Consider the following 13,668-nt stretch of genomic DNA (forward strand, 5'->3'; position numbering starts at 1 on the left):
CGACCGGGCCGGACGCGCAAGGGCGCCGGATTACTCAAATAAGGACGCAGCCGGGTCAAAGGGTCAACAGCTTTTTGGGTGCGGCGGTCCGGCGGACGTGGGGTCAGCTCAGCGGGCGTTCCAGGATCAACGCATCGACCGAACCGCCGCCCGCGCGCCGGTAATAGCCGCGCCTCTGCCCGGCCACGCCATAGCCGCAGGCCGCGTAGAGCGCGCGCGCGGCATGGTTGTCGGCGGCCACTTCGAGAAAGGCGCGGGTGGCGCCGCGCCGGGCCGCCGCGGCCTGCCAGGCCCCCATGCAGGCCCGCGCCAGCCCCCGGCGGCGCAGCGCCGGATCGGTGGCGATGGTCAGCAATTCGGCCTCGTCGGCGATCACCCGCGCCAACGCAAAGGCCCGCGCGTCCCCGGCCGCGAAACAATGGGGGGCGGCCTGCAGGTCGGCGAATTCGCGTTCCGACCACGGGCGCGACGGCGGCATCGCTACGGCATGCAGCCGGGCCATCTGCGCGGGCGTGATCACGCCGGTCAATCCAGTCAATCCAGCAGGACCGGCGGCGCCTCGCGCGACGGTGCGGCATCGGCGGGACGCGCATAGAGCGGCGCCGGCGGTTCGGTCTCCGGGCCATGGCGGGTTGCCGCGATCCGGGCGATGGCCCCGGCCAGCCCGGCGGGGCTGGCATCGGCGCATAGCGCGCACCCGGCGGCGGCCGCCTCTGCCCGGGCTTCGTGTTCGGGAACCAGCCGGGGAGGGGCGCCGTCCAGCCAGACCTGGTCGCGCATCCCCGGCACCGCCACGCAGGCCCCCGGCGCGAGCAGCGCCCGCGCCTCGAACCCGGTCACCCCGACCGCGGGAACGCCCAGCCCCAGCGCCAGCCCGCGGGCGGCGGAAACGGCGATGCGGATACCGGTGAAATTGCCCGGCCCGACCCCCACGCCCAGCGCCGACAGGTCGCGCCAGCCGGTGCCGGTTTCGGCCAGTACCTCTTCGAGCAGCGGCATCAGCCGTTCCGCCTGGCCGCGTTTCATCGGCTCCAGGCGGTCCGCCAGCACGCGGTCGCCCGACAGCAACGCGGCCGCGCAATGCGCGGCCGAACAGTCGAAGCCGAGGATGAGCGGCGCGGTCATCGCCCGGGCCGGGGTCAGGCGACCACCGGGCGCACCTCGGTCACTTCGGGGATGTAGTGGCGCAGCAGGTTTTCGATCCCCATCTTCAGCGTCAGGGTCGAGGACGGGCAGCCGGCGCAGGCGCCCTGCATGTGCAGGTAGACCACGCCGCGTTCAAAGCCGTGAAAGGTGATGTCGCCACCATCCTGGGCCACCGCCGGGCGGACCCGGCTGTCCAGCAATTCCTTGATCTGGCTGACGATCTCGGCATCCTCGCCGTCGTGATCGGCATGGCCCGAGGCCACCGCGCCGTCGCCGCTCATCACCGGCTGTCCGGACTGGTAATGCTCCATTACCGCGCCGAGGATGGCCGGTTTGATGTGATCCCAGTCCACGCTGTCGCGTTTGGTGACGGTGACGAAATCATTGCCCAGGAACACGCCGGTCACGCCGTCGACCGCAAAGATCCGCGTCGCCAGCGGCGATTTCCCGGCCGTGTCGGCGCTGGGAAAATCCGCGGTTCCCGCCTCGAGCACGGTCTGGCCGGGCAGGAATTTCAGCGTCGCCGGGTTCGGGGTCGATTCGGTCTGGATGAACATCAGGTTTGCCTCCGCAATATGCAGCCGATATGCGCCCCGGCCGGGGTGAAGTCAAGTTTTGGAATGATTCTAATTCTTCGCCGCCCGGGCAACGGGGATTTGCGCATCATGGCCAGGGGCGGTTTCGGGCGATGCCGACCCCAATCCGCGGCTTTGCCGGGATGACACAAAGCGGGTCGATGATCTGGCGAGCCTTGACCGCGTAACCGCCGGTGAGGCGGCAGATGGCCGGCGATATCAGGTGATCGCCTGGAGCTTTTCCTTGCTCAGATCGCCCGGCACGATGGTGATCGGGATCGGCAGCGACCCGGAACTGCGCGACAGCTGCGACACCAGCGGCCCCGGCCCCTTGCGGTCGGTCCCCGCCCCCAGCACCAGCACGCCGATTTCCGGGTCGTCCTTTACCTGCGCGATGATCTCGGGGACCATTTCGCCCTCGCGGATGACCAGTTCGGGGTCCACCTTCTGGCGATCCCTCATCCACTTGGCAAAGACTTCGTAATGGGCGTGGATGCGTTCACGCGCCTCTTCGCGCATGACCTCGGCGACGCCGATCCAGTGATTGAATTCATCGGGCGGGATGATCGACAGGACCTGCACCCCGCCACCGGTATGCGCTGCCCGCATCGCGGCGTACCGCATCGCGTTCAGGCATTCGCGGCTGTCATCCAGCACCACCAGGAACTTGCGCATGATCTTGCCCCTTTTGCTGCGACCATGCCCGATGCGCCGGGTCCGGGCAACGGGATTATCCGGCCGAGGCGGCCCAGTCCCAGTAGAGCTCGCGCACCCGCCGGGTGACCGGCCCCACCTGATACGAGCTGTCCTCGAACCGCGTCACCGGTGTCACCTTGTTCATGTTGCCGGACATGAACACTTCGTCCGCGGCTTCGAAATCCTCGAAGCCCAGCACGCATTCATGCACCGTTACCCCGTCGGCGCGCAGGTTCGAGATATGCCGCGCCCGGGTGATGCCCGACAGGAAGGTGCCGTTGGCGATCGGGGTGAACACCTCGCCATCCCGGACCATGAAGATATTGGCGGTGGCGGTTTCGGCCACGTTGCCCAGCGCATCGGCCACCAGCGCGTTGGAAAACCCGCGCGACCGCACGTCCACCAGCATCCGCGCGTTGTTGGGATAGAGGCAGCCCGCCTTGGCGTTGACCACCGCGTCCTCCATGACCGGGCGGTGGAACCGCGTCCGCCCCAGCGTCGCGGTGACATCGGCGGGGGCCATCGGGATCTCTTCGAGGCAGATGGCGAACCCCGTCTTGCCGGCCTGCGGAACGATGGCCGTGCCATCGCCGTCGATGCCCCAGTACATCGGCCTGATATAGACCGCGACCGCGGGGTCATAGGCCGTCAGCCCCTCGCGCACGATGTCGACCATGTCGGCGGTTTTGACGGTCGGGGTCAGCATCAGCGCCTCGGCCGAACGGTTCACGCGCGCGCAATGGGGGGCGAGATCGGGGGCAAGCCCGTTGACGGAACGCGCCCCGTCGAACACGCCCGATCCCAGCCAGGCGCCGTGATCGGCCGCCGATATCACCGCCACGTCGCCGTCGTGCCAGCTGCCGTCGAACCAGGTGAGGATGTTCCTGCCGGTTGCCATGTGTTTCCCCCCGTGCCGTCACCCGTGAAATCGCCGCGACACTGCGGCAAGGTGGGTCAGAAGTCCAGACCTTGTGCGCGGAGCCAGCGCCCCCCGGGCGCTGCCGGCGGGGCCGGATATGCGTTTTTCGCTTGAAGTCGCCGGTGCCGGACTGCGATGCTGCATCGAAGAAGACCACATCGAGAAAGACCACGGAGCGGGCGTGACGCGCGGGGGTCGCATGCGCGCCCGGAAATCGACGACAGAGGACCAGCAGAGGACCAAACATGAAGCGCGTGATGACACTTGCAGCCGGGGCGCTGTTCGGATTGACGGCCGCCTGCACCGACACCGGTGCCAATTATCAGCCGATCATCGACGGGCCGGTCGGCCCGAACTACAACAATGACCTGGCCCAGTGCCAGCAGCTCGCCGCGAGCAAGCCGGTCCTGGACAGCGGGTCCGCGGGCCAGGCCGCGATCGGCGCCGGCGTCGGCGCGGCCACCGCGGCCATCGTCGAGGATACTGGCTCGAATATCGGCAAGGGCGCCGCCGTGGGCGCGCTGGTCGGCCTGACATCGAATGCGATCAACAACGACCAGCAGCGGGCGAATATCGTCAAGAGCTGCATGCGCAGCCGCGGCTACAACGTCGTCGGCTGACGGGCGCCGCCGCGCTGCCCGACGCGCCGGGCGCGGGCAGCGCCCCACGACATCGCAGGACCCGCCGGCCGGCTGGCGCGGCGGGTCTGTCATTGCCGGTCGCCGGGTGTCGTGCCTGACGCAGGCGCGGCGCGGCGGACATAGCGGAGATTTCCATGCCCTTCACCATCGCCACCTGGAACATCAACTCGGTCCGCCTGCGCGAACCCATCGTGTTGAAGCTGCTGGAGGACGAGGCCCCCGACGTGCTCTGCCTTCAGGAATGCAAATCGCCGGTGGACAAGATCCCGCGCGAGGGGTTTGCCGCGCTGGGATATACCCACCTGCTGGCGCGGGGGCAAAAGGGGTATAACGGCGTGGCGATCCTGTCGCGGCTGCCGATCGAGGACGCGGGCGACCGGGATTTCGCCGGGCTGGGCCATGCCCGCCACGTCGCGGGACGCCTGGAAAACGGTGTGGTGATCCACAATTTCTATGTCCCGGCCGGCGGCGATGTGCCCGACCGCGAGGTGAACGAGAAATTCGGCCAGAAGCTCGACTACCTCACCGGGATGCGCGACTGGTTTCACGCCGACCGCCCGCAGCGGTCGATCCTGGTCGGGGATCTGAACATCGCCCCGCGCGAGGACGATGTCTGGTCGCATAAGCAACTGTTGAAGGTTGTCAGCCACACGCCGGTCGAGGTGGAGCAGCTCGGCCAGACGCAGGACGCCGGGGGCTGGGTGGATATCACCCGGCAGGATATTCCCGACGGCCAGCTCTACAGCTGGTGGTCCTATCGCGCGCGCGACTGGTCGGCGGCGGACAAGGGCCGCAGGCTCGATCACGTCTGGGCCACCTCCGATATCGCCGGCGCGGGCCATTCCAGCCGCATCCTGCGCGACGCCCGCGGCTGGGAAAAACCCAGCGACCACGCGCCGGTTTTTGCCACGTTCGACCTGTGACCGACGCTTGCCCCTTGGTTTCCGCAGCCGGGCAAGCCATATAGAGGCCACATTCGAAGGAGCCAGAGATGATCGAATTGCAGGGGACCGCCGCGGGGGATGCGGAACTCATCAAGGACACGACCGAAGCCGCGTTCATGGCAGACGTGATCGAGGCCTCGCGTGAGCAGCCGGTGATCGTGGATTTCTGGGCGCCGTGGTGCGAGCCGTGCAAGCAGCTCGGCCCGATGCTCGAGGATGCCGTGCGCGCCGCCAAGGGTGCCGTCCGGATGGTCAAGCTGAACGTGGACGAGGCGCAGATGATCGCCGGGCAGCTTCAGATCCAGTCGATCCCGACCGTGTTCGCCTTTTTCCAGGGCCAGCCGGTGGACGGGTTCCAGGGCGCGCTGCCGGGGTCCGAGATCAAGGCGTTCATCGACCGGGTGGTCAAGATGGCCGGAGGCGAAGCGCCGGGCGACCAGATCGCGCAGGTGATCGAACAGGCGGAAACGCTGCTCGCCGACGGTGCCGCCGTCGAGGCGGCACAGGCCTTTGCCGCGGTGCTCGCGCAGGATCAGGCGAACGCGGCGGCCTATGGCGGGCTGGTGCGGACCCATGTGGCGCTGGGCGATCTGGAACAGGCCGAGGCGATCCTGAACGGCGCTCCGGCCGAGATTTCGTCATCGGCGGAACTGGAAGCCGCCCATGCGCAGATCGAACTGGCCCGGCAGGCCGCGGATGCGGGCCCGCTGGGCGATTTGCTCGCCGCGGTCGAGGCCGAGCCCGGCAATCTCCAGGCCCGGTTCGACCTGGCGACCGCGCTGCATGCCGCGGGCCGCGTCGATGAGGCGGTTGACCAGCTGCTCGACCTGTTCCGGCGCGACCGAGAATGGAATGACGGCGCGGCCAAGACGCAGCTCTTCACCATCTTCGAGGCGCTCAAGCCCAATGATCCGGTGGCGCTGAACGGCCGGCGGCGGCTCAGTTCGATGATCTTTGCCTGACGGGGCTTCGGCGCTAGACTGCGACCCATGATGCTGGCCGCCGATCTGCCGGACACCTTGCCGGTGTTCCCGCTGCCGGGTGCGCTGCTGCTGCCGCGCGCCCGCCTGCCGTTGCACCTGTTCGAACCGCGTTACCTGCAGATGCTCGAGGATTGCCTGAAGACGCGGGACCGGATCATCGGCATGGTCCAGCCGCTGCCCGTGCCGGACGGCGTCGATGTCGGCGGGGCGCCGCTGCATGATATCGGCTGTGCCGGGCGGGTGACGCAGTTTTCGGAAACCGATGACGGGCGCTATCTGGTCACGCTGACCGGTATCTCGCGGTTCCGCATCCGCGAGGAAACCGACGGCTTCGCGCCCTATCGGCGGTGTGCGGTGGACTGGCCGCCATTCGATCGTGATCTCGGACGGGCCGAAAAGGACCCGGGGCTGGATCGCGCCGCCCTGACCGCGTTGCTGGAACGCTATTTCGCCGCCCGGCAGCTTTCGACCGACTGGGAAACCATCCGCGATGCGCAGGACGAACTGCTGATCAATTCGCTGTCGATGCTGCTGAGTTTCGAACCCGAGGACAAGCAGGCGCTGCTCGAGGCGCCGACGCTGTCCGACCGACGGGAAACACTGATCACGCTGATCGAATTCGCCCTGCGGGGCGGAACAAGCGAGGAGATGCCGCAATGAACGAAGCCGGGTTCGACCCCCACATGATCGAGGCGCTGGTCTGTCCGCGCACGCATACCACCCTGTCCTACGATGCCGGGCGGCAGGAACTGGTGTCCAGGGCGGCCGGGCTGGCATTCCCGATCCGCAACGGTATCCCGGTGATGCTGGTGGACGAGGCGCGGGTGATCGAGGGCTGAGCCCCGCCGCCGCTCAGGGGTCGCGGAACGGCAGGGTCAGGCTCCAGTCCAGCCGCGCCGGCCGGTCGTCCTGCCAGTGCAGCCCGATGGTCATCCGGTCATGGCCGTGGTCGGGCCGGGCGCGATAGGTGCCGAACAGCCGGTCCCAGACCGACAGCGCAAAGCCGTAATTGCTGTCATGTTCGACCCGGCGCCGCGAATGGTGCACCCGGTGCATGTCCGGCGTCACGATCACCAGCCGCAGCACCGCGTCCAGCCGGCGCGGCAGCGCCAGGTTGGCATGGGTGAACAACGCGGTGCCGTTCAGCAGGATCTCGAACAGCAGCACCGCCAGCGCATCGGCGCCCAGCAGGTAGACCAGCCCGATCTTGACCAGCATCGACAGCGCGATCTCGACCGGATGAAACCGGATCGCGGTGGTCACGTCCATGTCGCGGTCGGCGTGATGCACCCGGTGCAACCGCCACAGCAGCGGCCATTTATGGGTCAGCAGGTGCTGCGCCCAGAGCGCGAGATCGAGCGCCAGCACCGCCAGCAGCAGTTCGGCCCAGCCGGGCCAGTCGAGCCGGTTCAGCAGCCCCCAGCCATTGCGCCCGGCGTCAAGGGCCGCGCCGATGGCCAGCAGGGGCATCGCCACCGCCATCAGCCGCAGGGTCAGCGTATTGATCACGGACATGGTCACGTTGGTGATCCACCGGCGCGAACGCGGGCAGGTCCGCGCCCGCCGCGGTGCCAGCGCCTCGGCGCAGGCGAAGACCGCGAACAGGCCCAGAAAGATGCCCAGGCGCAAAATGGCTTCGTGTTCCATGCGCCGGAGCGTGGGGCGGAATCACGCGCGGCGCAAGCCCGGTCAGGTGGGCCAGGCGGGGCAGCCGGGTCAGTCGGGGCGGATCATGGATCCGGCGCCGTGATCGGTGAACAGCTCGAGCAGCACCGCGTTGGGCGCCCGGCCATCGAGGATCACCACCGCGCGCACCCCGGCATCCAGCGCGCCGAGCGCGGTTTCCGTCTTGGGGATCATGCCGCCCGCGATGGTGCCGTCGGCGGTCATCGCGCGGATCTGCGCGGCCTTGAGTTCGGTCACCACCGCGCCGTCGCCATCCTTGACGCCGGCCACGTCGGTCAGCAGCAGCAGCCGGTCGGCCTTGAGCGCGGCGGCGATCGCACCCGCCGCCGTGTCGCCGTTGACGTTGAAGGTCTCGCCCGCGCGGCCGCCGCCCAGCGGCGCGATCACCGGGATCATGTCGTTTTCGAACAGCGTATGCATCAGCGCCGGGTTCATCTCGGAGGGGGTGCCGACGAAACCCAGCGCCGGGTCGGTCATGTCGCAGGTCATCAGGCCGGCATCCTTGCCCGACAGGCCCACCGCGCGGCCGCCCTGGGCGTTGATCGCCTGCACGATGCGCTTGTTGACCAGCCCCGACAGCACCATCTCGACCACCTCGACGGTGGCGGCATCGGTCACGCGCTTGCCGTTCACGAACTCGGACCTGATGTTCAGCCGGTCGAGCATCGCGTTGATCATCGGCCCGCCGCCATGCACGATCACCGGGTTTACGCCGACCTGCTGCATCAGCACGATGTCGCGGGCAAAGCTCTCCATGCCCTCGTCGCTGCCCATCGCGTGGCCGCCCAGCTTGATCACCACGATCGCGCCGTCATAGCGTTGCAGATAGGGCAAGGCGCTCGACAGGGTGGCGGCGGCGGCGATCCAGTCGCGGTTCATGTCGCGTTTCTTCATCTCTTCGTCAGTCCCGTCCGTCTGGTTGCACGGGCGCATGCCCGCCTGCAAGGGCGGTCTAGGCCAGCCCCGCGATGATGCTGCGCAGCGTGGCGATCCCGTCACCCTTTTCCGAACTGGTCAGCACCATCTCGGGATAGGCCGCCGGGTGTCTGGCCAGGGCGGCGCGCACCTGGGCCAGCACCCGGTCGCGTTCCTTTTCCTTCACCTTGTCGGCCTTGGTCAGCACGCATTGAAAGGTGACCGCCGAACGGTCGAGCAGCGACAGGATTTCCTCGTCCACCGGTTTCACCCCGTGGCGGGCGTCGATCAGCACGAATGCACGGCGCAGGCTGGGCCGGCCCGAGAGATACTGTTTCAGCAGCCGCTGCCATTTCTCGACCACGGGCAGGGGCGCGTTGGCAAACCCGTATCCCGGCAGGTCGACAAGGTAGAGATCCGGCCCCTGCGTGAAAAAGTTGATTTCCTGCGTGCGCCCCGGCGTGTTCGAGGCCCGCGCCAGCCCGCGCGTGCCGGTGAGCGCGTTGATCAGGCTCGATTTGCCGACATTGGACCGGCCCGCGAAACAGATCTCCAGCCGGTCGGCGGGCGGCAGGCCGGACATGGCGACCACGCCCTTGAGAAACTCGGACTGGCCCGCGAACAGCTTGCGCCCGCGTTCGGCCTCTGCGGTATCGGGCGGGTCCGCCAGGGGAAAGGGCAGGGCGGTCACAGGATTTCCACCGTATCGCCGCGCGCGATCCGCCCCGGTTTCGTCACCTGCAGCGCGATGGTGAAATCCTGATGGCCGAGGGATTTCAGCGCTCCCAGCGTGTCCGCGTCCCGTTTCCCGGTCGCCGGGTTGGCGGCGGTCGCCAGGCAGCGTTCGATCCGCTTGTAGGCGCTCACCTCGGCCGTGCCGATGCGCAGCGAGCGCCCGATCCAGTCGAATTCTTCCCACGGGGCGGCGCCGTCGATCCACAGGTTGCAGCGCCAGCGGTGGATGGACAGGTCGCGGCCCAGCCTGTCCTCGATGACGCGATGGCTGGCCAGGTTGCCGAGGGACACCGACGGGGTGCTGCTGTCGGTGAAGCCGCGCGTCTGCGGCGCGGGCAGGACGGCGACCGGCTGCGCGCGCCCCTCGGGGATCAGCGGGCGCACCCAATCAACCAGCGCCGTGGCGTCCCGTTCCGGGTGCAGGGCGATGTCGGGCCGGTCCGGGTGGGACAGGGCGATGCGGCCGTCATCCAGCGACCGCGCGGTCACCGCCATCAGTTCGGGCGCCGATGCCGCGCGGATAAAATTCAGGCAGCGCGCCCAATCGCCCGGCTGCGCCGCGGACCGTTCATGCGCGACCGCCCAAAGACGATCACCTGGCAGGGTCTGCCCGGTGGTCAGCTCGGCGCTGTCGATCTCTTCCCGGCCGAGGGCCTTGATCGGGTGCCGCCACAGCGCGGTGACGGTGGCGGTCATTTCTCGTCCGGTTTCGGCTTGCGCTGAAAGCCCGACTTGATGTTGCCGAGCAGGTCGGGCTTGTAGCCCTGGCTGCGCATGATCAGGTATTGCTGGGTGAAGGTGATGGTGTTGTTGGCGATCCAGTAGACCACCAGCCCGCTGGCAAAGCCGCCCAGCATGAACATGAACACCCACGGCATCCAGGCAAAGATCATCGCCTGGGTCGGATCGGTGGGTGCCGGGTTCAGTTTCTGCTGCAGCCACATCGAGATGCCCAGCAGCAGCGGCAGGATGCCGATCAGCAGCATGGCGAGGATCGTGCCGGGCTCGGGTCCGGCCCAGGGGGCTAGGCCGAAGAAGTTCATGATCGAGGTCGGATCCGGGGCCGACAGGTCGCGGAACGGGCCGAACCACGGCGCCTGGCGCAGTTCGATGGTGACGAAGATCACCTTGTAGAGCGAAAAGAAGATCGGGATCTGCAGGAGGATCGGCAGGCAGCCCGCGGCCGGGTTCACCTTTTCCTTCTTGTAGAGCTCCATCATCCCCTGCTGCATCTTCTGCCGGTCGTCGCCGCAGGATTCCTTGAGCGCCTCCATTTTCGGCTGCAATTCCTTCATCTTCGCCATCGAGACGTAGGATTTGTAGGCCAGCGGGAACAGGATCGCCTTGATGATCAGCGTCAGGCCGATGATCGACCAGCCCATGTTGCCGATCAGCTTGTGGATCTCGTGCAGCAGCCAGAAGATCGGCTTGGTCAGGAAAAAGAACCAGCCCCAGTCGATGCTGTCGATGAACCCTTCGATGCCGGCGCGCTCATAGGACCGGATCGTGGCCCATTCCTTGGCGCCCGCGAACAGGCGGGTGCTGACCTCGGTGCTTTCTCCGGGCGCGACGGTCAGCGTGGGCAGGACCGCCTCGGTCTGGTAGATCTTGCGGTTCGCATCATATTTGGCCACGGCGCGGAAGGCGCTGCCCGGTTCGGGGGCGAGCGTGGACATCCAGAAATGGTCGGTGAACCCGATCCATCCGTTTTCGGTGACCTGCATGACCTCGGCCTGCGCGCCTTCGCGCGGGTCGATCTCGAAATCGCGCATCTTGGAATAGTCGATCTCTTCGAGCTGGCCATCGGCCATGCCGACCACGCCTTCATGCAGGATGAAGAAATTCTTCAGCCCCGGCAGGTCGCCGTCTTCGCCCACGCCATGGCGGGCCAGCAGGCCATAGGGGGCGAGGCTGGCCGGCCCCTGCCCGGTGTTCTCGACGGACTGGGTGACCGTGAACATGAAATTGTCGTCCACCGCGATCTGGCGGCGGAACATCAGGCCGTTGCCATTGTCCCAATGCAGCAGGACGGGGCTGTCGGGGGTCAGCTCCGCGCCTTCCTCGGCGGTCCAGACCGTGTTCGCGCCCGGCACGTCACCCGGTTGCAGCCCGCTGCCGGGCGCCCAGCCGTAAAGGGCGTAATAGGCCGATGGCGTGCCGACCGGCGACAACACCGTGACCTTGGCCGGATCGTCCAGCGAAACGGAGTAGTCCTTCAGCGACAGATCGTCGATCCGACCGCCCATGAGCGATATCGACCCGGCCAGCCGCGGGGTGTCGATATCGATGCGCGGGGCGTTGACGGTGGCTTCGTCCGCGGTGCCGGTGACCGGGCCGGTATCGGTGGCGGGTGCCGCCGCCGGCGCGGTGGCGGTGTCGCCTGCAACCTGTTCGGCAACCGCCGGTTCCGGTGCCGTTTCGGGGCCGGGGGCCTGTTCCGGTGGCGGGAACAGCAGGAACCACACGAGGATCACGGCGAAACTGAGCGCGGTTGCAAGGATGAGGTTCTTGTTCTGATCGTCCATCGGGGACTGCCACCTTGTGCATGAAACGATTGGAGGGGGTTCAACAGAGTGCAGCCGCAAAGGTCAAGCGGATTCCGGGCCGCGTGGCCGTCAGGCCCGGGCCCTGCATCGGGCCGTGCCCCGCCCGGCGGGGCGCCCATCTGGCGTATCAGGGATTGCGCGGGGGCCGGGCGTGGCCCGGCCCGCCTGCCGGGCCGCCGGAATTGACCTGCCGGCACCCGCCCGGCGGCGCGATCCGGGCCCGGACCGATGCCGCCGCCACCCGCGCCGCGCCGGCTGCCGCGTTGCTGCGGGGCTGCTGGGGGCTAGCGTGCGCTGCGGCTGATCTGCGGTGTCGGGTTCAGCTTGTTGCGATGGGCCGCGATCCAGTTGAGGGTCTGGTCAAAGGGCATCGGCCGGCCGATGCCGAAGCCCTGCACATGATCGCAGCCCAGCTGCGCCAGCAGCGCGTGTTCGCCCACGGTTTCGACGCCTTCGGCCAGCGTTTCCAGGCCCAGCCGTTCGGCCATGGTCAGGATCGCGCCCAGCAGCCGGTGCTGATCGGGGTCGCGATCGGCCTTGGTCACGAAAGACCGGTCGATCTTGATCCGCGACACCGCGAAACGGCGGATCGCCGCGATCGAGGCGTTGCCGGTGCCGAAATCGTCCAGGTCGATGCGGCAGCCCAGTTCCGCCAGGCCGGCGATGTTGCGGGCGACGATGTCGTCGCAATCGGAGACGACCGATTCCAGCACCTCGACCGCGAGCCGGTCCGGGGTCAGGTCGAACCGGTCCAGTTCCCAGCCAATCCGGTCCAGCAGGCCGGGGTCGCGCAGTTCGGCGGTGGTGAAATTGATCCCGACCCGGGGCACGTCGACACCGGCGCAGTCCCATGCCTTGAGCGCGGTAAAGGCGTGGTATAGAATGACCTGCCCCAGGCGGCTCAGCAGCCCGGCCTGTTCCATTTCGGGCAGGAACCGGTCGGGTGACACCATGCCATGGGCGGGGTGGGTCCAGCGCGCCAGGGCCTCGAACCCGGTAATGCGGCCGGTATCGGTGCAGATCTGCGGCTGGAACCAGGGCCGGATCTGTCCGGTTTCGAGCGCGGCGGCGGCGTCGTCGCGCAGATCGGACCGTTCGCGCCGGCGTTGCTGCATCTCGGCCGAAAACGCACGGATCGCCGACGGGCCGGTCTGCTGCGCCTCGTTCAGGGCGGCGGCGGCGGCCTGGCGCCAGTCGGCGGCGCTGTCCCCCGGCGCGCGGTTGCGCAGGCAGAACCCGATCGAGCAGGAGACATAGACCGTCAGCCCGCCGAGCGGTGCCGGTTCCTCGACCGCGGCCTGCATGCGGCCCGCCAGCGCGATGCAGGTTTCCAGATCGAGCTGGCGCACCGGCGTCAGGCAGATCGCGAAACGGCTGTCGCCGGTGCGCGCGACGATGTCGCCATGGCGCAGCGCCGACAGGATCCGTTCACCGGTTCGATGCAGCACCTGGTCCGCCGCCTCTTGTCCGTGGCGCGCGGAAAACTCGCGAAACTCGTCCAGTTCGACCACGAAACAGCTCGACCGCAGCCCGGAGTTCATGGTTTGTTCATATAGATTTTCGGTTTCGCGGTCGAATTCGTCCCGCAGCATCAGGCCGGTTGCGCGGTCGCGCGGTTCGGTTGCGATGGCCGGGGCGCCCCCGGCCCCGAGCGCCAGCAGCGCGAGCGGTAGGCCCAGCGCCACCGCCAGCAGCGCATGTTCGCCGCCCCACCAGAAGGCGCCCAGTGTCAGCGCGGGAAGGAACGCGAGCGCCGGCGGGCCGGTCAGGGCCGGGGCGATCTGCTGGCAGAGCCGTTTCAGGCGGCGGGAAACCGGGTTCCGCATGGCGGGGCCTTTCGATGCTTGGTGCAACTGCACCCCGCCGACCTTAGGCCCGGTAT

Annotated in this window: 16 protein-coding genes; 5 read left to right on the plus strand and 11 right to left on the minus strand. The window is 68.1% G+C overall.

All coding sequences use genetic code 11. The features are described from left to right. Window positions 1-103: 103 nt before the first annotated feature. The 5 genes from C6Y53_RS11985 to C6Y53_RS12005 all read right to left on the minus strand — a co-directional run bounded on the left by C6Y53_RS11985 (window position 104) and on the right by C6Y53_RS12005 (window position 3,315). Window positions 104-520: a GNAT family N-acetyltransferase gene (locus C6Y53_RS11985; RefSeq protein ID WP_342212782.1), complete on the minus strand. Its 417-nt coding sequence runs from the start codon at window positions 518-520 to the stop codon at window positions 104-106. 14 nt (window positions 521-534) lie between these two features. Then, window positions 535-1,125: a tRNA (adenosine(37)-N6)-threonylcarbamoyltransferase complex dimerization subunit type 1 TsaB gene (gene tsaB / locus C6Y53_RS11990; RefSeq protein WP_106472634.1), complete on the minus strand. Its 591-nt coding sequence runs from the start codon at window positions 1,123-1,125 to the stop codon at window positions 535-537. A gap of 14 nt (window positions 1,126-1,139) precedes the next feature. Continuing rightward, the gene (locus tag C6Y53_RS11995) at window positions 1,140-1,703 is read right to left on the minus strand and encodes a NifU family protein (protein ID WP_106472635.1); all 564 of its coding nucleotides are present in this window, start codon (window positions 1,701-1,703) and stop codon (window positions 1,140-1,142) included. 237 nt (window positions 1,704-1,940) lie between these two features. Continuing rightward, window positions 1,941-2,396 carry a universal stress protein gene (locus tag C6Y53_RS12000; RefSeq protein WP_106472636.1) on the minus strand — a complete coding sequence of 152 codons (456 nt, stop codon included), beginning with the start codon at window positions 2,394-2,396 and terminating at the stop codon, window positions 1,941-1,943. A 55-nt stretch (window positions 2,397-2,451) separates the two neighbouring features. Then, window positions 2,452-3,315 carry a branched-chain amino acid aminotransferase gene (locus C6Y53_RS12005; RefSeq protein ID WP_106472637.1) on the minus strand — a complete coding sequence of 288 codons (864 nt, stop codon included), beginning with the start codon at window positions 3,313-3,315 and terminating at the stop codon, window positions 2,452-2,454. Window positions 3,316-3,593: 278 nt separating this feature from the next. On the opposite strand from C6Y53_RS12005, the gene C6Y53_RS12010 reads away from it, so the two are divergent. The 5 genes from C6Y53_RS12010 (at window position 3,594) to C6Y53_RS12030 (ending at window position 6,743) form a co-directional block, all read left to right on the plus strand. Beyond that, window positions 3,594-3,956, plus strand: coding sequence for a glycine zipper family protein (locus C6Y53_RS12010; protein WP_244614823.1), 363 nt, complete (start codon window positions 3,594-3,596; stop codon window positions 3,954-3,956). A 155-nt stretch (window positions 3,957-4,111) separates the two neighbouring features. After that, window positions 4,112-4,900, plus strand: coding sequence for an exodeoxyribonuclease III (locus C6Y53_RS12015; protein WP_106472639.1), 789 nt, complete (start codon window positions 4,112-4,114; stop codon window positions 4,898-4,900). 68 nt (window positions 4,901-4,968) lie between these two features. Next, window positions 4,969-5,883, plus strand: coding sequence for a thioredoxin family protein (locus C6Y53_RS12020; RefSeq protein ID WP_106472640.1), 915 nt, complete (start codon window positions 4,969-4,971; stop codon window positions 5,881-5,883). A gap of 27 nt (window positions 5,884-5,910) precedes the next feature. After that, on the plus strand, window positions 5,911-6,564 hold the full coding sequence (locus C6Y53_RS12025) for an LON peptidase substrate-binding domain-containing protein (protein WP_106472641.1): 654 nt from the start codon (window positions 5,911-5,913) through the stop codon (window positions 6,562-6,564). Further along, complete coding sequence (locus tag C6Y53_RS12030; protein ID WP_106472642.1) at window positions 6,561-6,743, plus strand: Trm112 family protein; 183 nt, start codon at window positions 6,561-6,563, stop codon at window positions 6,741-6,743. Before C6Y53_RS12025 ends, C6Y53_RS12030 begins: the two co-directional genes overlap by 4 nt. 13 nt (window positions 6,744-6,756) lie before the next feature. Here C6Y53_RS12030 and C6Y53_RS12035 read toward each other — a convergent pair whose 3' ends face one another. The 6 genes from C6Y53_RS12035 to C6Y53_RS12060 all read right to left on the minus strand — a co-directional run bounded on the left by C6Y53_RS12035 (window position 6,757) and on the right by C6Y53_RS12060 (window position 13,612). Next, window positions 6,757-7,551: a sterol desaturase family protein gene (locus C6Y53_RS12035; protein ID WP_106472643.1), complete on the minus strand. Its 795-nt coding sequence runs from the start codon at window positions 7,549-7,551 to the stop codon at window positions 6,757-6,759. 69 nt (window positions 7,552-7,620) lie between these two features. Beyond that, window positions 7,621-8,484, minus strand: a complete 864-nt coding sequence (gene argB / locus C6Y53_RS12040; protein ID WP_106472644.1) for an acetylglutamate kinase — start codon at window positions 8,482-8,484, stop codon at window positions 7,621-7,623. A 58-nt stretch (window positions 8,485-8,542) separates the two neighbouring features. Continuing rightward, on the minus strand, window positions 8,543-9,196 hold the full coding sequence (gene yihA, locus C6Y53_RS12045; protein ID WP_211299376.1) for a ribosome biogenesis GTP-binding protein YihA/YsxC: 654 nt from the start codon (window positions 9,194-9,196) through the stop codon (window positions 8,543-8,545). After that, window positions 9,193-9,936 carry an MOSC domain-containing protein gene (locus tag C6Y53_RS12050; protein ID WP_106472645.1) on the minus strand — a complete coding sequence of 248 codons (744 nt, stop codon included), beginning with the start codon at window positions 9,934-9,936 and terminating at the stop codon, window positions 9,193-9,195. Before C6Y53_RS12050 ends, yihA begins: the two co-directional genes overlap by 4 nt. After that, window positions 9,933-11,765, minus strand: a complete 1,833-nt coding sequence (gene yidC, locus C6Y53_RS12055) for a membrane protein insertase YidC (RefSeq protein WP_106472646.1) — start codon at window positions 11,763-11,765, stop codon at window positions 9,933-9,935. The genes C6Y53_RS12050 and yidC overlap by 4 nt, the downstream gene beginning before the upstream one ends. A 305-nt stretch (window positions 11,766-12,070) precedes the next feature. After that, window positions 12,071-13,612: a putative bifunctional diguanylate cyclase/phosphodiesterase gene (locus C6Y53_RS12060; RefSeq protein ID WP_106472647.1), complete on the minus strand. Its 1,542-nt coding sequence runs from the start codon at window positions 13,610-13,612 to the stop codon at window positions 12,071-12,073. Window positions 13,613-13,668: the final 56 nt, after the last annotated feature.

The sequence above is a fragment of the Pukyongiella litopenaei genome, assembly GCF_003008555.2.
In the GTDB taxonomy this organism is placed as follows: Bacteria; Pseudomonadota; Alphaproteobacteria; order Rhodobacterales; family Rhodobacteraceae; genus Pukyongiella; species Pukyongiella litopenaei.